This is a genomic window from Actinoallomurus sp. CA-150999, from assembly GCF_050942425.1.
Classification (GTDB): domain Bacteria; phylum Actinomycetota; class Actinomycetes; order Streptosporangiales; family Streptosporangiaceae; genus Actinoallomurus.
The window spans coordinates 525183-543899 of record NZ_CP192063.1 but is presented as its reverse complement, the minus strand read 5'-3'; the positions used below and the strand labels follow the sequence as shown (position 1 = coordinate 543899).

Here is an 18717-nt window from a genome sequence, read left to right as displayed (position 1 = left end):
AGCTCCGCCACGACGCCGACGGGCTCGCACCTGCCGCGTCCATGCGGAGAGGTGCGAGCCCGTCGGCGTCGACGTCGGATCAGGTGAAGTTGACGCCGTTCATGGTGGGCTGGAGTGTCCCCAGGGTGAGGCTGTCGCAGATCGGCGGCTGGTAGCCGTCGTCGAGGCCGTGGTAGGTGAGCGGGATCCAGGTGCTGTGCCAGGCGACGCCGAGGTCGTCGGTGGTGCCGCCGGGGCAGCCCTTTGTGGTGTGCCACTTGGTTCCGGCGAAGGCCGAACTCCCGGGCCGCAGCGTGATTCTCATACCCGCGCCGGGGAAGTTCACCTGAGTCGCGGGAATCGCGGTGTAGTTGTTCTCCCCGCCCTTCCCGAGCGGCGTCCAGCCGGCCGGCAGGTAGCAGGTTTCACTCGACCGGTTGGTGAGGATCAGCGTGGCAGTCGCCTTTTCCGCTGCCATTTCCCCTTCCAATCCGTTAAGGCCGGGATCTTGAAGCTGCAGTTCGGCTTTAAGCTCGGATCCCATGCAGCTCGGCGTGTCACTCTGACCGGCGGTCGTCGGCCTGCTGCGCGTGCCGCCGCTTCCGGTATTGCGGGAGGAGGAGGTCGGCGCCGACGACGCGGTCGGGGCGGACGACGACTCCGGTGAATTACCCGACGCCGACGCGCTTCCGTTGAAGTTACAGGCGGTGAGCGAAAGAGCGACCATTCCGCCACCACAGGCAAGAACAGCGGCGGTACGCAGACGCTTGAGCTCCATTGGTACGACCTCCTCGTGCATTTTCTCATTTGCGAAATCACTTGGTTCGATGTCACCAATGGGGGCACGAGTTCGCCGTAGTACCCAACTGATTTTCCCCAGCCACCGTGACGGTTATCACACGAACTTCCGCCTCATGATCATCCGGCGGGGGCACCCCTGTGAGCACGAGCGGTCGGCGGCGATTGATCACCCCGTGGGCCGGAAGCGGCACACGTGCCGGACGCCTTACTGAGGTCAGGTGGCGGACGGGCACGGCGGCGTCCTGCATGCCGAGGGAGGCGCCGGGCCGCCAGAACGGACGGCAACCGCTGGGACTGCATGGAACCGAGTTGCCAGAAGTGGCGTCTTAGCCCTGCTTCGTAGTCATGTAGTCACGAAGTAACCGATACGATCTTCCGGACATTGACGCATCTGGGGAGTGGGTCACCCGTGCAACCCCCGCAGCCGCCGTACGGCGCCCAGCCGCCCTCCTACGGACCTCCGCCCGGCGGTCCGCCCGGCCCGCCCGGACCTCCGGGATGGGGACCGCCGGGTCCGCCGCAGCGGCCGAACAACAACGCGGCGGTCGTCATCATCGTCGTCGTCGCGGCCTTGGTGCTGCTGATCGGCGGCGGCGGCATCCTGTTGTTGGCATTCGACGCCAGCTCTTCGGGGCACCGGATCGCGGCCGCGAGCCCCACGGTGCCGGACTTCCCGACGCCGCCCACCTACAGCCCGCCGGCGATGCCCAGCTATACGCCGTACTCTCCGCCTGACACGTACTCGCCGCCGCCTCAGCACTGGGGAGCCATCGCCGTGGCGAGCGACGGCAGCACCGGCAAGGCCTGGGACTACACCTCCTCGTCCGCCGCCCAACGGCGAGCGATGAATGAGTGCCCCCGCTCCAGCTGCAAGGTCCTCACGACCTTCGTCAACGGCTGCGGTGCCGTCGCGTACAACTCCCGCACCAACAGGTACTGGGGCGGGCATGGCGACACCCGGAGCGAAGCCGAGAGCAACGCCATCTCCAACGCGGGCGGCGGCCGTTGGATCACCTGGGTGTGCACCACCCGGTAGCCGCGCGGGCTCTACCGCATCACCTCGCGCCTCCCGGAGGTGTCCGGTGGATCTTGTTCGTGGCGAGCGCCGCAGCCGCACGGAGATCCACCGGGCAGCTTTAGGGGACTGCGTCCTCGTGGTCGCCGGGGACGACCAGGCCGGACTCGTACGCGAAGACGACGGCCTGGGCCCGGTCGCGCAGGTTCAGCTTCGTCAGCAGGTTGCTGACGTGGGTCTTCACCGTGTGCTCGGTGACCACGAGGTCCGCCGCGATCTCGGCGTTGGACCGGCCGCGCGCGAGCAGCCGCAGCGTCTCCATCTCCCGATCGGTCAGCTCGCCGAGGCGCTGCCGCAGCCGGGGCCGCGCCTGCCCCCGCCCGACGAACTCGGCGATCAGGCGCCGGGTGATCGCGGGAGCCAGCAGCGACTCGCCCTCGGCGACCAGGCGGACCGAGCGTACGAGGTCGTCGCGCCGCACGTCTTTGAGCAGGAAACCGCTGGCGCCGGCGCGCAGGGCGTCGTAGACGTACTCGTCGACGTCGTACATCGTCAGGACGAGAACCTTGGCGTCCGTCCTCCGGCACACCTGCGCGGTGGCCTCGACGCCGTCCACACCCGGCATCCGGATGTCCATGAGCACCAGATCCGGCTCCAGCTCGACCGCCTTGGCGACGGCCTCGGCGCCGTCGGCCGCCTCACCGACCACCGTGATGTCGTCATGGGCATTGAGGATCATCGCGAAGCCGCCGCGGAACAGGTCCTGGTCGTCAGCTACGAGCACGCGCAGCATGCCGTCATCCGATCGGCAGGGTCGCGGTGAGGACGAACCCCGGGTGCCCTGGCCGGACGGCCAGCCGGCCGCCGCAGGCCGTGACCCGCTCACGCATCCCGATCATGCCGTGTCCTTCCCGTAGCTCCCGCGCGCCCCGGCCGTCGTCGGCGACCTCGATCTCCAGGGTCTCACCGGACCAGCGGAGCCGTACGCGGACGGTCCTCGCTCCCGCGTGCCGGATCGTGTTGGTCAGCGCCTCCTGGATGATCCGGTACGCGGCGATGTCCACGTCGGCGGGAAGGCGCCGTGGCTCACCGCGCACGTCGGTGGAGGCGTCCAGGCCCGCCCGGCGGGCGTTGTTCAGCAGGGTGGGCAGCGCGTCGAGCCCCGGCTGCGGCCCGGGACCACCGGCGTCGTGGTGCGTGTCGCTTCCGCGCAGCGCGCCGAGGATCAGGCGGAGCTGGCCGACCGCGTCCCGTCCGGTCTCCGCGATCCCCTCGAAGACCGCCTCGGCCTTCTCCGGATGATCGCGTACGACCAGCGGGCCGGTCTCCGCCTGGATCACCATGAGGCCGACCGAGTGGGTCACGATGTCGTGCATGTCGCGGGCGATCCGGGTGCGTTCGCGTTCGACCGCGGCGACGCGTTCCTCGCGGACGCGACGTTCGCGCTCCCGTTCGGCGTTCCGGGCGGCCCGCCGGGCCCGCACCCCGACGCCGACGGCGTACGCGGCGACGATCGCGGTGACGAGGTAGCGGTAGGTCTCCAGATCCTCGTGCGGCACGATGAGCGACACGGCCACACCGACGGCCAGGCCGACGAGTCCCACGGCGCGCCGTACCGGTGAGAGATCCCGCACCGCGAACGTGCAGGTCCACACGAGCACGCCGTACGGCAGCAGCAGCATCGGGGAGTGCGGCAGCGACTTCGCGGCGATCGCCAGGATCGTCGTCGCGGAGCCCACGACCGCCCCGACGGTGAAAAGGGCGCGGCGGCGCCACAGCACGGGCACGGACATCAGGGCGGCGAGCGCCGTGAACCACCACGGCTGCCGGTGCGGGACGATCGCAGGCGTCACCGTCATCACGGTGACCACGACGGCGATCGCGACGTCGGCCCGTGACGGATTGAGGATGTTCGCCCGCATGACCGGCTCCGGGGTGTGAGAGGGACCCGGAAAGACTAGGCGCGCGGCACCCGCCGTCACCTCCCTCGCCCGGCCGATGGCCGTCTCACTCCTGCGAACGAGACGGCCCCGCAGGCGGTCTGTCCGTGCGAACGGCAGGCGGATCGCTCGCGTCGGCGATGTGCGTCCAGGCCCGATCCGGGACCGTCGGGGCGGCTGAAGAAGGAGGCCGCACGATGAACTCACCGATTCGACGTCTCGCCGTGGTGCTCGCCGCAACCGCGCTGTCGACGACGCTGTTCCTTTTCGGCACCGGGCTCACGCCGGTGCCCTGGCTCACCTGGCTCGCACCGCTGCCGGTGCTCGTCCTCGCCTCCCGCGTCGGCGCTCGCCCCGCGTTCCTCGCGGCGTCGGCCGCGTGGCTCGGCGGCGAGACGACGATGTGGGGCTACTTCCTGCACACCGTGCAGGTCCCGCCGGCGATGGCCGTCGCGACGATCGTCGGATCGGCGCTGCTGTTCGGGCTGGTCGTCCTCCTGTGGCGGGCGCTGATGCTGCGGGGGCGTCCGCTGACGGCCGTCGCGGTCGTGCCGGCGGCCTGGGTCGCCATCGAGTACGCGGTCTCGGTGGTGTCGCCGAACGGGGCATGGTGGAGTCTGGCCTACACCCAGGCCGACGTCCTGCCCATCCTGCAGAGCGCCTCGCTCACCGGGCCGTGGGGAATCACCTTCCTGCTCCTCGGAGCGCCCGCGGCCGCCGCCGCGCTCCTCACGCCGCGGGCGGCCGGGCGGTTCCGGGTGGTGGTCACGGCTGCCGTCATCCTGGCCCTGACGGTCGGGTACGGCGCCTGGCGGCTGCGCACGCCGGACGGCGAAGGCGCCGAGAAGGTGGCGCTGCTCGCGACCGACCGGGACGGCTGGGTCCCCGTCGCCTCACCGGGGGGACACGCCCTTCTCGGGCAGTACCTGGCGCGCATCCCGGACGCCGCCGCACGCGGCGCGCGGGTCGTGGTCATGCCGGAGAAGGCGTTCATCGCCGACGACGCGACGCTGCCCGCTCTGACGACACCGCTCGCACGGCTCGCGGCCGAGCGGCACGTCGACATCATCGCCGGGCTGATCCTCAAGCGGGCCGGTGTCCTCCGTAACACGGCCATCGACGTCCCCGCGGACGGCGGCCGGCCGGTCGAGTACTTCAAGCACCACCTCATCCCCGGCCTGGAGAGCGACTTCCAGCCCGGGACCCGGAAGGCGTTCGTGCCGGGTTCGGGCTCCCGCTGGGGGATCGCCATCTGCTTCGATCTGGACCTGCCCGGCCTGGTTCGCGACTACCGCAAGAGCGGCGCGACCACGCTCTTCGTACCCGCCTGGGACTTCGACCGGGACCGCTGGCTGCACGGCCGGATGGCGGTGACCCGGGGAGTCGAGAACGGGCTGACCGTGGCACGCGCGGCCCGGAACGGCGATCTGGTCGTGAGCGACGCACACGGCCGGATCCGGGCCGAGGCGCACAGCGCGGACGCGCCGTTCGTCTCCGTCGTCACCGCGCTGCCCACCCGCTCGGCCGACACGGTGTACACGAGGTTCGGCGACTGGTTCGCCTGGGCCTGCGCCCTCCTGCTCCTGTCCGGACTCGCGTCCCTCGCCCGCGCTCGGCGCGCGACGGGCACCCGCCCTTCGCCGCCCGCACACGCCACCGTGCCGGACCCGTCGATGACGCGTTAGGCCTCAGCGTCGCGGCACCGTGACCGGGGCGTCGCGGCAGGGCGAGGCCCCGTTAGATTCGCCCTATACCTGGATGGGGAGGATCCGCATGCCCAGCTTGCGCCCAGCGCTGTACGAGATGCTCGACGACCGGTTCCGGATGAGCGGTGATGATGACCTGGAGGTCCTGTACACCGGTTGCCGCTGGGCCGAGGGGCCGATCTACCTGCCCGCCTGGCGACAGTTGATCTGGAGCGACATCCCCAACGACCGGATGCTGCGCTGGGACGAGGAGACCGGTGCCGTCAGCGTCTTCCGCCGCTCCGCTGGGCACACCAACGGCAACACTCTCGACCGCCAGGGCCGACTGATCACCTGTGAGCAGGGGAACCGCCGGGTGACGCGAACCGAACACGACGGCACGGTCACGGTGCTGGCCGACCGCTGGCAGGGCAAGCGCCTGAACAGCCCGAACGACGCGACGGTCAAGTCCGACGGCTCGATCTGGTTCTCCGACCCGGACTTCGGTATCAGGAGCGACTACGAGGGCTATCGCGCGCAGAGCGAGATCGGCTCGAACAACGTCTACCGCATCGATCCCGCCACCGGCGAAGTCCGGCTGGTCGCCGACTGCTTCGGCGCCCCGAACGGCCTCGTCTTCTCGCCCGACGAGCGGCGACTCTTCGTCTCCGACACCCGGGCGGGCTTCATCCGGGTCTTCGACGTACGCGATGACGGCACGCTGTCGGACGGCGAGATCTTCGCCGAAGCCGCCGACCGTACGTCGGCCCGCTTCGACAACATCCGTTTCGACGACGCCGGCCGGCTCTGGGTGGCCGCGATGGACGACGGAGTGCACTGCTACGATCCCGACGGCACGCTGATCGGACGGCTCGTCATCCCCGAGACGGTTGCCAACATCACCTGGGGCGGAGCCAAGCGCAACCGTCTCTTCATCGCCGCGCAGACCAGCCTCTACTCGATGGTCCTGGGTGTCACGGGAACACACCCGACCGGACCGGGACGCAGGCCCTGGCTGGATTCGGAGTCCCGATGAACTTCTGGTCGATCTATCAACACGGCTTCGCGCGGATCGCCGCGTGCACCGGCCATGCCGCCATCGCCGACCCGTCCGCCAACGCGGAGGCGGTGCTGCGGCAGGCGCGCCGATGCGCGCAGGAGGGGGTCGCCGTCGCGGTCTTCCCGGAGCTCTGCCTGACCGGCTATTCGATCGAGGACCTCCTCTTGCAGGACGCGGTGCTCGACGAGGTCGAGGAGGCGCTCGAGACCGTGGTGGCCGGGTCGGCGGAGCTGATGACGGTGCTCGTCGTCGGCGCCCCGCTGCGCCATCGCCACCGGATCTACAACTGCGCGGTGATCGTGCACCGCGGCCGGATCCTCGGCGTCACGCCCAAGTCCTTCATCCCGAACTACCGGGAGCTCTACGAGCGGCGGCAGATCGCCGCGGGCGACGACGAGCGCGGCGGCACGATCCGGCTCGGCAGCACGACCGTGCCGTTCGGCGTCGACCTGCTCTTCGCGGCGGAGGACGTCCCCGGCCTCGTGCTGCACGTGGAGATCTGCGAGGACATGTGGGTGCCGGTGCCGCCGAGCGCCGAGGCGGCGCTGGCCGGCGCGACCGTCCTCGCCAACCTCTCGGGCAGCCCGATCACGGTCGGCCGGGCCGAGGACCGGCGCCTGCTGTGCCGCTCGGCGTCCGCGCGCTGCCTCGCCGCCTACGTCTACGCGGCGGCCGGGCTGGGCGAGTCGACCACCGACCTGTCCTGGGACGGCCAGACCATGATCTACGAGAACGGGGTCCTGCTGGCCGAGACCGACCGGTTCCCGCTCGGCGACCAGTACGCGGTGGCCGACGTGGACCTGGACCTGCTGCGGCAGGAGCGCCACCGGATGGGCACCTTCGACGACAACCGCCGCGTCCACGCCGCGCGTACCAGCGACTTCCGGCAGGTGGAGTTCCGGCTCGACCCGCCGACGACGGACCTCGGGCTGAAGCGCCGGGTCGAGCGGTTCCCGTTCGTGCCGGCCGACCCCGACCGCCTCGCCCAGGACTGCTACGAGGCGTACAACATCCAGGTCGCGGGTCTGCAGCAGCGGCTGTCGGCGATCGGCGACCCGAAGGTCGTCATCGGGGTGTCCGGCGGACTCGACTCCACGCACGCGCTGATCGTCGCCGCCCGAGCGATGGACCGTGCCGGCCGTCCGCGCAGCGACATCCTGGGCTTCACCCTGCCCGGCTTCGCGACCAGCGAGCACACCAAGGACAACGCCCACAAGCTCATGCGCGCGCTCGGCGTCACCGCGGCCGAGCTCGACATCGCACCGACCGCACGGCTGATGCTCGAGGAGCTCGGCCACCCGTTCTCCTCCGGCGAGCCGGTGTACGACATCACCTTCGAGAACGTCCAGGCCGGGCTGCGCACCGACTACCTGTTCCGGCTGGCCAACCAGCGCGGGGGCATCGTGCTCGGCACCGGTGACCTGTCCGAGCTGGCGCTCGGCTGGTGCACCTACGGCGTCGGCGACCAGATGAGCCACTACAACGTCAACTCCGGCGTGCCGAAGACGCTCATCCAGCACCTGATCCGCTGGGTCGTCGGCAGCGGGCAGTTCGACGAGGAGACCGGCGAGACGCTGGCCGCGATCCTCGACACGGAGATCAGCCCGGAGCTCGTTCCTGGCGAGGAACTGCAGTCCACCGAGTCCAAGATCGGCCCGTACGCGCTGCACGACTTCACGCTCTTCCACGTGCTGCGCTACGGCTTCCGGCCGTCGAAGATCGCCTTCCTGGCCTGGCACGCCTGGCACGACCGGGCCGCGGGCGCCTGGCCGCCCAACTTTCCCGAGTCCAAGCGGGCGGCCTACGACCTGCCGGAGATCCGGCGCTGGCTGGAGGTCTTCTGCCGCCGCTTCTTCGGGTTCGCACAGTTCAAGCGGTCGGCCATGCCGAACGGGCCGAAGGTCTCGGCCGGCGGCTCCCTCTCGCCCCGCGGCGACTGGCGCGCGCCGTCCGACAGTACGGCGCGGACCTGGCTGCGCGATCTCGCCCGCTGGGACGTTCCCGACGCCGACCGGTAGGTCGGTTGACGACCGGTCGGCTGACGGGTACGTCCAACCGGCGGTGCAAGAAGATCAAGAACATGGAAGGCACTGGGACGGGACTGCGACGCGGCGGGGACGCGGGTCGGACATCGTCGGCCGACCCTGTCGTCCATGGATCTCATTCGAGGCAGCGGATTCCGCGATCGTCCGGGCACCGATCCGTATCGGCGGGGCTCGCGCCGCGGTCGGGCACTGGTGGCCGCGACCGTGCTCGCCGGCATGGTGGTGGGCGCCGACACGAGCTTCGGCGCCGACGGTTCGCCGCGTACCGGCATGGCGGCTTACGCGGCTGAGGCGGGAGGCGGGAGCTTCGACGTCACCGGCTACGACATCACGATGAACTACCAGCCGGACACCCGGACGTTTCGCGGCACCACAGTGGTCAGCGCCACGGCGACCGAAGCGCTGGACAGCTTCACGCTCGACCTCAGCGGGCCGACGGTCCGTTCGGTCACGGTCGATTCACAAGCGGTGAAGTCCTTCTCCCGGACCGGCGAGAAGGACCTCGTCATCGTGCCGGCGACGCCGATCGGCCGCGGCGCCGGGTTCCGGGTCCGGGTCGAGTACGACGGGACACCGGGAGCCGGGTGGTTTCCCACCGCGTCGGGCGGTGCCACGGCATTCGAGGGAAGCTCCAGCGCGTGGTTCCCCGTCCACGAGGACGCCCACGACAAGGCGGCCTTCCACCTGGCCGCGACCGTGCCGGACGGCTGGAGCGTCGTCTCCATCGGCCGGGAGCGCCCGGTGCGGCGCGACTCCACCACGGCCACGTTCGACTGGACGGAGCCGGACGTCGACCCCGCCGACATCGCCGTGTCCATCGACCGCTTCACGATCGAACGGTCGGCGCTCGCCGACGGCACCCCGGTGGTCAACGCGTACGCACCAGGGCTGCAGGAGTCGACCGAACCGCTGGCGGACCGGTTGCCGGAGATCCTCGAGTTCCTTTCCGGCGAGTTCGGCCGGTACCCGTTCCGGGCGGCCGGCAACGTATTCGTCCAGGTGGACGACGACGCGCCGGCGACCGCGCCGCAGACCCGACCCGTGTACCTCGGCGCCGGCAACAAGCAGTTCATGACCCTCGACGCCGTCGTCCATGAGCAGACTCACCAGTGGTACGGGGTCTCGGCCGCCGCCCGCCGGCCCGAGGACGATTGCCTGGCCGAGTGCTTCGCCGCCTACGCCACGTGGCTATGGGACGAGGCCAAGGACGGCGCCGACCTCGACGCCCGCTACCGCGAGCAGGTCAACGCCAAGAAGGGCGACGCCGACTTCTGGAAGGAGCTCTACCGCCCGGGCGAGGCACCGGGGATCAACGAGTACGGCAAGGGCCCGCTCGCCCTGCACGCACTCCGGCGGCAGGTCGGCGACAAGGCGTTCTACCGGCTGATCAAGCAGTGGCCGCAGGAGCACCGCGGTGACTACGTCGACTGGCCGCAGTTCGAGGCGTTCGCGGAGAAGGTCACCGGACAGGACCTCACCGGCTTCTTCCAGGCATGGTTCCGCGGCGCGACGGTGCCCGCGGACCAGTACCTCTGGCCCGGCACGCTGAAGCCGTAGCCGCGCCGGCGCTGTCCAGATTCAGGTCGCACCGGCGAGGACCGGCGTAGGGCGATCAGGTGGTCGGCGGGCGTCGTCGCTAGGCGTCCCGCTTGCGGAAGGCGACGAACGCCGTCATCAGCAGTTTCGCGACACAACTGGCCATGACGGCGAGCCCGGCCCAGGGGGCCAGCAGCGCCGGGTCATGGTGGCCGGTGATGATCTGGCCGCCCGCGATGGGCGGCCAGTATTTCGTCACCCAGTCGCCGAGCGCCCCGGGCAGGGCCGGCGCGAACGCCTGCACGATCAGCATCGTGCCGAACAGCGTCGTCACCGTCGCCGTCGTACTACGGAGCACCGTGCCGATCGCGAGCCCGAACAGGCCGGCGAGCATCAGATAGAGCCCGCCGCCCAGAATGCCGCGCAGCGCCGAAGGGTCGGACAGATAGAGGTGCGGGGCGCCCGCGCCCGCCAGCGCCGCCTGCCCGACGAGGAAGCCGCTGAGGGACACCAGCAGCCCGACCGGCAGTGTGACCGCCATCAGGACCGCGGCTTTGGCGGCCAGGACCCGGGCCCGGCGCGGCACGGCCGCCAGCGTGCTGACGATCGTGCGGGCACCGTACTCGGAGGTGATCGCCAGACCGCCCAGCAGGCCGAGCGTGATCTGCGCCAGCAGATATCCGCGCAGACTGGTGGCCAGTGGGTCGAAAGCGGCCCGGTCGGCGGCCGTCATGGTCGCGTATTCGCGCCCGGCGGACGTGCCGTTCAGCGCGGCGAGACCCACACCGATCGCCAAGGTGCCGAGGACGATGTAGACCGTCGACCGCATGGTACGGATCTTGATCCACTCGGCCTTCAGGCAGTGCAGGAACATCGCGCCTCGGCGGGGCCGTCGGTCCCCCTGCGGCCGGACCTCGCCGTGGCGTTTGGTGAGTCCGCGGACTTCGATCATCATGACTCCAGAGCCGATTCGTGTACGTGGTGCGCGCCGTCGTCGCGCACCACGTCACAGTGATCCGCTCCTCTGGGACAGATCTGTACGAGTCTGGGAGCGCCATGTGAATAAGGGGCCCCGTCCGCCGGAAACCGGCAGGCCGCGGCGCGGGCCAGTCGGAAACTCCCAGAAACTCACATGAAGATTCCGGTCCTTCAGGGTCGGGAGGACGGCGAAGGAGCGGACAGTGGCCAAGACCTATCGTGTCGGAGCGGGCACGAAGTTCATCAATGGCGTTTTCGGGGTGATGACCCGCCTCGGACGGGGCAAGAGCTACCGGCACATACTGACCGTGCGGGGCCGGAAGACCGGCGAACCGCGCTCAACCCCGGTCGACGTCATGCGGAACGGTGACCAGCGATGGCTGGTGGCCGCCTACGGCGTCAGCAACTGGGTGCGTAACGCTCGTGTCGCGGGAGAGGTTCAGCTCGCCCGAGGGCGGTATCGGGAGACGTTGCGCGTCGTCGAGGTGGCCCCCGAGGACAGTGTTCCCGTCCTTCGGCAGTACCTGCGGGAGGTCCCCATCACCCGCGCGTACTTCGACGTCACGCTCGACTCGACCGACGAGGAGTTCGCCGCCGAGGCATCGCGCCATCCGGTGTTCCGTCTGACCTCCGATTAGCCTGCGGTCAGGGCCCGCTGCATGAGCACCGTGTCGATCCAGCGGCCGTGCTTGTGACCGACGCCGGTCAGCCGGCCGGCGTGGGTGAAACCGAACCGCTCGTGCAGCGCGACCGAGGCCCGGCTTCCGCTGTCCGCGATGACCGCGATCATCTGGCGCATGTCCGCCTGGGCGCACCGGTCCACCAGGTCCCCGAGCAGTGCGCTCCCAAGGCCTCTGCCGGTCAGGTCCGGGGCGAGATAGATCGAGTTCTCCACCGTGTGGCGGTAGGCCGGCTTGGGACGCCATGGCGTGGCGTAGGCGTACCCCGCCACATCGCCGGACGATTCGGCGACCAGGAAGGGCAGGCCCCGGGCGGTGAGGTCGTCGAGCCGCTGCCGCCAGTCGGCGACCGTCGGCGGGATCTGCTCGAAGGTGATCACAGTGTTGGCGACATAGTGCGCGAAGACCTCGGCTACGGCCTTCAGGTCTGCCTGGACCGCGGGGCGAATGATCGCCTGGGGAGCTGTCACGACGCGCTCGTTTCTCTATAGCGAAATCTAATGACATTATAGAGGAATGCTGGATCTCGTGGTGCTGGGCAGGCACATCCAGGCGTTGCGGCACGACCGGAGCCTGACCCTTCAGCAGTTGGCCGAGGCGGCGGACGTGAGCGTGAGCATGCTGTCCTCGGTCGAGCGCGGGCAGAAGGCGCCCACGATCGTGGTCCTCGCCCGCATCGCGGACGGCCTCAGTGTGCCTCTCGCCGATCTCGTCGCTCAGCCCGAGGACAACCGGGTCATCGTGCGCCGCGCCGCCGACCAGGACACCATCGACGAACGCGGCGGGTGGCGGCGGACGATCCTGTCACCGGTCGTGCCGGGCGTGAACTTCGAATGGATCCGTACGACGCTGCCGCCGGACTGCGACGCCGGCCGCTTCCCGGCGTACGCCCCGGGCTCCCACGAGTACATCGTCGTCGAGTCCGGCGCCCTCCGGCTGACCATCGCCGACACGGCCATCGACCTGGACGAGGGCGACTCGGCCTACTTCGCCGCGGACGTCACGCACGCCTACGCCAACGCGGGCTCCACACCGTGCACGTACTACGTCGCCGCACTCATCATGCGTCCCCGCACGGCCCGCACCCGAGAATCCACCATGCCCGACCGGAGGTAGCCGCCACCTGGCCCAGCCCGAGTGCAGACGACGGTGCAGAGAGAAGTAACCGCGGCCAGCGGTACCGCATTGCCCGGGAACGATGGCGACAATCAGCCGAAAACTTCCGGGGGGCGTGGGGAGTCGTATTCCTTTGCATGCGGGAGTTGTGTTCCGTGGCAGTCACGAGGGAATCGCATGGACATCCGGTCACTTCGTTACGCGATCACGCTTGCGGAGGAGTTGCACTTCGGCCGCGCCGCCCAGCGGCACTACATCAGCGCCCAGCCGTTCGGTCGGCGCATCCAGGACTTGGAGCGTGACCCCACCGTGTCCCGCTCGTCCGGCGTGTGTTTCGTGCCGCTGGACATGTCTCCGACCCATATGGCCGTCGCCCCCCCGGGACGACGATGACCGGCCCGCCCTCGCGGCCTTCCGCCGCGCAGCCCGGCTGCTCCCCACCGGCGAACTCCTGCACCAAGAGCCGGCCGTCGGCTAGGGCCTGTCTCGAAGTCCCCGTCCGTAGCGAGCGGTGTCCAGGTGGTGCCTCGCAAGGCGGAGGAGGGAGTCAGCCTGGTTTTGGCTGGCGACCGACGACAACGCGGCGAGGCGCCGCCTGGACGCCGCGCAGTAGGACAGCGGACTTCGAGACAGGCCCTAGGCCTAGACGTCGTTCCACCGGTAGATCGTCAGGTGCGCCTTCTTCGCGATCGGGGTCCACAGCGCGACGACCCGCCGTTTGGCGGGGCCGGCCTGGTTGTCGGCGACGAGCGCCCGCCGCTGGTCATCGGTCTGCGGCGCGTTCTGCGTGCCGCATCTCCGCGCCGCCACGTGCTGGGCGTACGCGAGGTGGGCCTGGTCGGAGTCGAGCGAGGACTGGTAGGCGTCGACGATGGCCTGCCGCAGGTCGGCGCCCTGCGGCAACCGGTCGACCCGCAGGGTCCTCGCCTGGGCCAGTTCCCGCCCGCGGTCCCCGACGAGCTGCTCGAACGCCGGGATCGTGGCGGCGACGTCGGCACAGGTCGTGGAGTTCCCGGTCAGTGGGTTCCCCGCCGCCAGGTGCGAGCCCAGAAGCTCGTTGACCGCCTTGGCCTGGGTGGCGTCAGGTCCTCGATGGGCGATGCCGCGAACCGCCATCGTCGCCGCGACGGCCACGGCGGCGACCGCCACGGAACACACGATGACCACGCGCCGCCTCCGACGGCCCGGCCTCGCCGCGCCGGGCGTCTCGCCGGACGCGGGCCCCTGGGGCGGCGTCTGTCGGGACAGCGGCGAGGTGTCAGGGCCGGGACCACCGGGCGCCGGTGCCATGACAGTCCCGGACGGTACGTCCGCCGCGCTCCGGTGCGCACCGCCCACCAGGTCCGGAGTGGTCCTCGTGGGGTCGGCGAGCGCGGTGCCTTCGACCAGCATGACCGAGGTGGCCGGCTCGAGGACATCGCCGGCGGGCATGGCGACCGGCTCGCTGCGCCGGAGAAGACGCAGCAGCACCTGCTGGGCCGAGGGGCGGTCGTCTGGGTTCTTGGCCAGGCAGGCGACGACGAGATCGCGCAGCGGCCTCTCCAGGTCGCCGAGGAAGGGCTCATGGGTCAGGATGCGGGAGGTGACGGCCTCGAGGGTGTCATTGCCGAACGGCGGGTGCCCGCAGGCCGCGTAGGTGATGGTCGAGGCCCAGGCGAAGACGTCGGCGGCGGCCGTGATGAGACCGTCGGTGAGCTGCTCGGGCGCCATGTACGGCGGGGTGCCGAAGACCCGGCTGGACACCGCGGAGCCGGCGTTCAACGCGCGCGCGATGCCGAAATCGATCACCCGCGCCCCGTCCGGGCCGATCAGGACGTTGTGCGGTTTGAAATCGCGGTGCACGATCCCGGCGTCGTGGATGGCGACGAGCGCGGTCGCGGTCGCGATCGCCAGCCGCTCCAGATCGGCGCCGTCCCGCGGGCCCTTCTCCGATATCAGCCGCTGCAGGGACGGACCGTCGACGTACTCGCTGACGATGTACGGGGTGTCGCCGGTCACGTCGGCGTCCATCACCTGCGCCGTGCAGAAACGAGCGACCTTCTTCGCCGCCGCGACCTCCCGTACGAATCGGGCGCGCGCCGCGTCGTCGATCGCCAGGTCCTGCCGGAGCATCTTCACCGCGAGGCGCTGCGGGGACTCACCGGAATCGTCGGCCCGTCGTGCCAGGTAGACGACGCCCTGGCCGCCCGACCCCAGACGTCCCGTCAGCTCGTACGGGCCGAGACGCCGTGGGTCGCCGGGCAACAGAACTCGACTGGTCACCGCGCGATCCTCCACAACGCCGAAACATCCTGCTCGATCGAGAAATCCGGTGAGCACTTCAGGCGCCCAAGATCGTCTCCCGATGGCGGGTCTGACGCTGACTCGGTGCGGGCCGTTCGGGCGCGTCCGATAACAAAATGATCTCTGGGCGGCGTACTGAGGGCGGACCCGCGGTCGGTTCACCCGGGCGAGCCCGGGTCAGTCGGCGTAGCGGCCGACGAGCTCGGCGCCGATGCGGGCGAGTTCCTGCCGGACGGAGCGGGGTTCGACGACTTCGATCAGCGCGCCCCAGCCGGCGAGGTGGCGGGCGATGTCCAGAGGCGTCGGAGCGGCGAGGCGGACCCGTACCCGCCCGTGGTCGGGTTCGCCGTCGAGGTGGCAGTGCCGTCCGAACCGGTCGCGCAGGATCGGCACGAACCGCTCCTCGATGAGCACCGTCGCCCAGGTGCGGGACCGCCGCCGTTCGATCTCGTCGACGACCTCCTGCCAGGCGGCGGTGAGGGCGAAGTCGTCGGGGCGTTCGGCGGCCTGGCCGGTCGGTTCGGCCTCGACGATCCGGTCGACGCGGAACGTCCGCCGTCCTCGGTCGGTCCCCGCGAGCAGGTACCAGACGTCGTCCTTGTCGATCAGGCCCCACGGGTCGACCAGCCGTACCGTCGGTTCCCCGGTGCGGCCGGCGTAGGTGAGGCGGACCTTGCGGCGGCGGATCACGGCGGTCTGCAGCAGGTCGACCGTCGCGGGCCGGGGACGGTCGCGTTCGCCCCACCGGACGGGGTCGACCATCGTCGCGTCGGTGGCGGCCTGGGCGTCGGCCCGGAAGGTCCGGGGCAGGGCTCCCATCAGCTTGCGCAGCGCCGCTCTCGCCGCGGGCGAGACGGCCGCGGTGGGGCCGACGAGCAGGAACAGCGCCTGTGCCTCGGCCGCCGTCAGACCGCTGAGGTCGGTGCGGGCACCACCGACCAGGGACCAGCCGCCGCCGCGACCGGGCTGTGGGTAGACGGGAACGCCCGCCGCCGCGAGCGCCTCCAGGTCCCGGCGGGCGGTGGCGACCGACACCTCGAGTTCGGCGGCCAGGTCGGCCGCGGTCACCCGGCCGCGGGTCTGCATCAGCAGCAGAACGGCCACGAGACGGTCGGCGCGCATGACCAGGATTCTCCATCAAAGTGCTCAATAGATGAGCACTTTGGCGCGGAGGATGGGCGATGTCCCCCAAGGAGCCGAATGAGAGGGAGCCGTCCGATGCTGCGAGGCCTCACCACCGTCAGCTTCTACGCCGACGACGTCACCGCCGCCGCCCGCTGGTACACCGAACTGCTCGGCGTCGAGCCGTACTTCACGCGCCCGGTCGAGGGCACGCTCGCCTACGCCGAGTTCCGCGTCGGCGACTACGAGCACGAACTCGGCATCATCGACCGCCGCTTCGCCCCCCGCCCCCGCCCGGATGAGGTCGGTGGCGCGGTCACCTACTGGCATGTGGACGACGTCGAGGCCGCCTTCGCGCGGCTGCTGTCCCTGGGCGCCACGGCGTACGAGAAGCCGGTCGAGCGCGGTCCCGGATTCGTCACCGCCTCCGTGGTCGACCCGTTCGGCAACGTCCTCGGCGTCATGTACAACCGGCACTACCTGCAGATCGCGGGCCGATGAACGACCGTCTCGAGCGAACGGGCACGAGCCGCTCGAAGCGGGTGCGACGGCTTGGCCGCAAAGCCGTGCGCACGCCGCTCCTCGGCGAACCGCCCGAAGGCCGTCGCCGAAGCCTGCCGCGTCGCCCCCGGCGGAACACCGACACGGAAGCCGTGGTGGACGCGGTCAGGCGGCCCTGGAACCTCGGGGTGGGGCGGTCAACGCGTACACGACGATGACGCAGAACGCGATGACGAGCACCGACCACACCGGAAATGCTCGGAGGAACACCAGATGGCCGAGCGCCGCGAGGACGGCCAGCACCACGCCGGCCGCGCGCGCCCACATCCGGCCGGCGAGGATGCCGGCTCCGACGATGATCTGGATGGCCCCGAGGATCAGCCAGATCCACCCCCAGGTGGTGAAGTTGAGAATGAGGAGGTCGCGGTCGGCCACCAGGTAGTAGTCCGCCCGCAACAGCGCGACCAGTCCGTCGATCAGGTTGAAGAACCCGGTCACGATCACCAGGATGCCGGCGAACGTCAGCCATCCCGAGGTGAGCGTCATGCGCGGCGTCGTCATGGCCCGACCTCCCTTGGAGCGGCGGTTCGCGGGTCGATCGGATCCGGCTCGGCCCATCGCCGAGAGCAGACATTCCCGTACGCGAGCGCAGGTCAAACGCGGCGCACCACCACCGTGATCAGGTCATATGCGGCAATTTGCCGGATCTTGGCGGCCGGTCAGCGGTAGGCGGACAGGCCCGTGATCGCTTCGCCGAGCACGAGCGTGTGGATCTCCTGGGTCCCCTCGTACGTCAGGACGGACTCGAGGTTGGTCATGTGCCGGATCACGGGGTACTCCAGCGTGACGCCGTTCGCGCCGAGGACCGAGCGGGCCTGGCGGGCGACGTCGAGCGCAGCCCGTACGTTGGCGAGCTTGCCGAACGACACCTGCTGCGGCGTGACCTTCCCGGCCTCCTTCAGCCGCCCGATGTGCACGGCGACCAGGCCCGCCTGGCCCAGCGCCACCTCCATCCAGGCGAGCTTCTCCTGGGTGAGCTGGAACGCCCCGATCGGCCGGCCGAACTGCTCGCGCGTGCGGGCGTACTCGACGGCCGTCTCGTAGCACGCACGGCCCGCTCCGACCGCGCCCCAGATGATCCCGTACCGCGCCTCCGACAGGCACCCGAGCGGCCCTCTGAGGCCCTTAGCGCCGGGCAGCAGCGCGTCGCCGGGCACGCGTACGTCGTCGAGGGTCAGCTCCGACGTCACGGACGCGCGCAGCGACAGCTTCTTGTGGACGTCCCGGGTCGTGAACCCGCGAGTGCCGCGCGGGACGAGGAAGCCGCGGATGCCGTCGTCCGTACGCGCCCAGACGACCGCGACGTCGGCGATCGAGCCGTTGGTGATCCACATCTTGGAGCCGCTCAGGATCCAGTCGGAGCCTTCGCGCTTGGCGTGCGTCCGCATGTTCGCCGGGTCGGAGCCGTGGTCGGGCTCGGTCAGCCCGAAACAGCCGATGGCCCGGCCCGCGGCCATGCGGGGCAGCCACTCCCGCTTCTGCTCCTCCGAGCCGTACTTGTGGACGGCCGTCATGGCGAGCGACCCCTGCACGGACACGAAGCTGCGCAGCCCGGAGTCGGCGGCCTCCAGCTCCCGGCACGCGACCCCGTACGCGACCGCGCCGGCCCCGGGGCAGCCGTACCCGGACAGGTGCATGCCCAGGAACCCCAGCTCGCCGAGTTCGGGGGCGAGCTCGGCCACGGGGAAGACACCCTCCTCGAACCAGTCGGCGACGTGCGGCTCGATCCGGTCGGCGGCGAAGCGCCGGGCGGTGTCGCGGACCAGGCGCTCCTCATCGGTGAGCTGATCGTCGACGCGCAGCAGATCCATCGGTCCTCCCAGGGTCTCCTCTGACGCCGAGACGGCGGAGGGGCGCCTCGCAGCCAAAGCGTACGTCGATGTGACGGTCCGGCGATCAGGGGCCTCTCAGGGACG

The 18717-nt window shown here is 70.5% G+C and carries 18 protein-coding genes; 9 read left to right on the top strand and 9 right to left on the bottom strand.

Annotated features, from left to right (window positions below):
• Window positions 1-79 precede the first annotated feature (79 nt).
• Window positions 80-757, bottom strand: coding sequence for a DUF4232 domain-containing protein (locus ACQP2O_RS02765; protein ID WP_433179614.1), 678 nt, complete (start codon window positions 755-757; stop codon window positions 80-82).
• A 432-nt stretch (window positions 758-1189) separates the two neighbouring features.
• Here ACQP2O_RS02765 and ACQP2O_RS02760 point away from each other — a divergent pair, with 432 nt between their 5' ends.
• Entirely contained in the window at window positions 1190-1816 is a 627-nt protein-coding gene (locus tag ACQP2O_RS02760; RefSeq protein ID WP_433179613.1) for a DUF4189 domain-containing protein, read from the top strand.
• 100 nt (window positions 1817-1916) lie between these two features.
• Here ACQP2O_RS02760 and ACQP2O_RS02755 read toward each other — a convergent pair whose 3' ends face one another.
• Both ACQP2O_RS02755 and ACQP2O_RS02750 read right to left on the bottom strand, forming a co-directional pair.
• Window positions 1917-2588, bottom strand: a complete 672-nt coding sequence (locus ACQP2O_RS02755) for a response regulator (protein WP_433179612.1) — start codon at window positions 2586-2588, stop codon at window positions 1917-1919.
• 4 nt (window positions 2589-2592) lie between these two features.
• On the bottom strand, window positions 2593-3717 hold the full coding sequence (locus ACQP2O_RS02750) for a sensor histidine kinase (RefSeq protein WP_433179611.1): 1125 nt from the start codon (window positions 3715-3717) through the stop codon (window positions 2593-2595).
• Between the two features lie 215 nt (window positions 3718-3932).
• On the opposite strand from ACQP2O_RS02750, the gene ACQP2O_RS02745 reads away from it, so the two are divergent.
• The 4 genes from ACQP2O_RS02745 to ACQP2O_RS02730 all read left to right on the top strand — a co-directional run bounded on the left by ACQP2O_RS02745 (window position 3933) and on the right by ACQP2O_RS02730 (window position 10082).
• Complete coding sequence (locus tag ACQP2O_RS02745) at window positions 3933-5420, top strand: nitrilase-related carbon-nitrogen hydrolase (RefSeq protein ID WP_433179610.1); 1488 nt, start codon at window positions 3933-3935, stop codon at window positions 5418-5420.
• An 88-nt stretch (window positions 5421-5508) separates the two neighbouring features.
• Complete coding sequence (locus tag ACQP2O_RS02740) at window positions 5509-6456, top strand: SMP-30/gluconolactonase/LRE family protein (RefSeq protein WP_433179609.1); 948 nt, start codon at window positions 5509-5511, stop codon at window positions 6454-6456.
• Window positions 6453-8498, top strand: a complete 2046-nt coding sequence (locus ACQP2O_RS02735; protein WP_433179608.1) for an NAD(+) synthase — start codon at window positions 6453-6455, stop codon at window positions 8496-8498. Before ACQP2O_RS02740 ends, ACQP2O_RS02735 begins: the two co-directional genes overlap by 4 nt.
• Window positions 8499-8633: 135 nt before the next feature.
• On the top strand, window positions 8634-10082 hold the full coding sequence (locus ACQP2O_RS02730; RefSeq protein ID WP_433179607.1) for a M1 family metallopeptidase: 1449 nt from the start codon (window positions 8634-8636) through the stop codon (window positions 10080-10082).
• Between the two features lie 79 nt (window positions 10083-10161).
• On the opposite strand, the gene ACQP2O_RS02725 is transcribed toward ACQP2O_RS02730, so the two are convergent.
• Entirely contained in the window at window positions 10162-11016 is an 855-nt protein-coding gene (locus ACQP2O_RS02725; protein ID WP_433179606.1) for an ABC transporter permease, read from the bottom strand.
• 226 nt (window positions 11017-11242) lie between these two features.
• Between ACQP2O_RS02725 and ACQP2O_RS02720 the strand changes: the two genes are divergently transcribed.
• The gene (locus tag ACQP2O_RS02720; RefSeq protein ID WP_433179605.1) at window positions 11243-11677 is read left to right on the top strand and encodes a nitroreductase family deazaflavin-dependent oxidoreductase; all 435 of its coding nucleotides are present in this window, start codon (window positions 11243-11245) and stop codon (window positions 11675-11677) included.
• Here the strand turns inward: ACQP2O_RS02720 and ACQP2O_RS02715 are convergent.
• On the bottom strand, window positions 11674-12189 hold the full coding sequence (locus tag ACQP2O_RS02715; RefSeq protein ID WP_433179604.1) for an N-acetyltransferase family protein: 516 nt from the start codon (window positions 12187-12189) through the stop codon (window positions 11674-11676). The two genes, ACQP2O_RS02720 and ACQP2O_RS02715, sit on opposite strands and share 4 nt — an antisense overlap.
• Window positions 12190-12235: 46 nt before the next feature.
• Between ACQP2O_RS02715 and ACQP2O_RS02710 the strand changes: the two genes are divergently transcribed.
• Complete coding sequence (locus ACQP2O_RS02710; RefSeq protein WP_433179603.1) at window positions 12236-12835, top strand: helix-turn-helix domain-containing protein; 600 nt, start codon at window positions 12236-12238, stop codon at window positions 12833-12835.
• 177 nt (window positions 12836-13012) lie between these two features.
• Window positions 13013-13228 carry a LysR family transcriptional regulator gene (locus ACQP2O_RS02705; RefSeq protein WP_433179602.1) on the top strand — a complete coding sequence of 72 codons (216 nt, stop codon included), beginning with the start codon at window positions 13013-13015 and terminating at the stop codon, window positions 13226-13228.
• Window positions 13229-13477: 249 nt separating this feature from the next.
• Here the strand turns inward: ACQP2O_RS02705 and ACQP2O_RS02700 are convergent, their stop codons facing one another.
• Both ACQP2O_RS02700 and ACQP2O_RS02695 read right to left on the bottom strand, forming a co-directional pair.
• On the bottom strand, window positions 13478-15097 hold the full coding sequence (locus ACQP2O_RS02700; RefSeq protein WP_433179601.1) for a serine/threonine-protein kinase: 1620 nt from the start codon (window positions 15095-15097) through the stop codon (window positions 13478-13480).
• 198 nt (window positions 15098-15295) lie between these two features.
• Window positions 15296-16240 carry a helix-turn-helix transcriptional regulator gene (locus tag ACQP2O_RS02695; protein WP_433179600.1) on the bottom strand — a complete coding sequence of 315 codons (945 nt, stop codon included), beginning with the start codon at window positions 16238-16240 and terminating at the stop codon, window positions 15296-15298.
• Window positions 16241-16336: 96 nt separating this feature from the next.
• Here ACQP2O_RS02695 and ACQP2O_RS02690 point away from each other — a divergent pair, with 96 nt between their 5' ends.
• The gene (locus tag ACQP2O_RS02690) at window positions 16337-16741 is read left to right on the top strand and encodes a VOC family protein (protein ID WP_433179599.1); all 405 of its coding nucleotides are present in this window, start codon (window positions 16337-16339) and stop codon (window positions 16739-16741) included.
• Between the two features lie 165 nt (window positions 16742-16906).
• Here ACQP2O_RS02690 and ACQP2O_RS02685 read toward each other — a convergent pair whose 3' ends face one another.
• Window positions 16907-17302 (bottom strand): DUF7144 family membrane protein, encoded by a 396-nt coding sequence (locus tag ACQP2O_RS02685; protein WP_433179598.1) that lies wholly within the window; start codon window positions 17300-17302, stop codon window positions 16907-16909.
• Window positions 17303-17460: 158 nt separating this feature from the next.
• Window positions 17461-18612: an acyl-CoA dehydrogenase family protein gene (locus tag ACQP2O_RS02680; protein WP_433179597.1), complete on the bottom strand. Its 1152-nt coding sequence runs from the start codon at window positions 18610-18612 to the stop codon at window positions 17461-17463.
• Window positions 18613-18717: the final 105 nt, after the last annotated feature.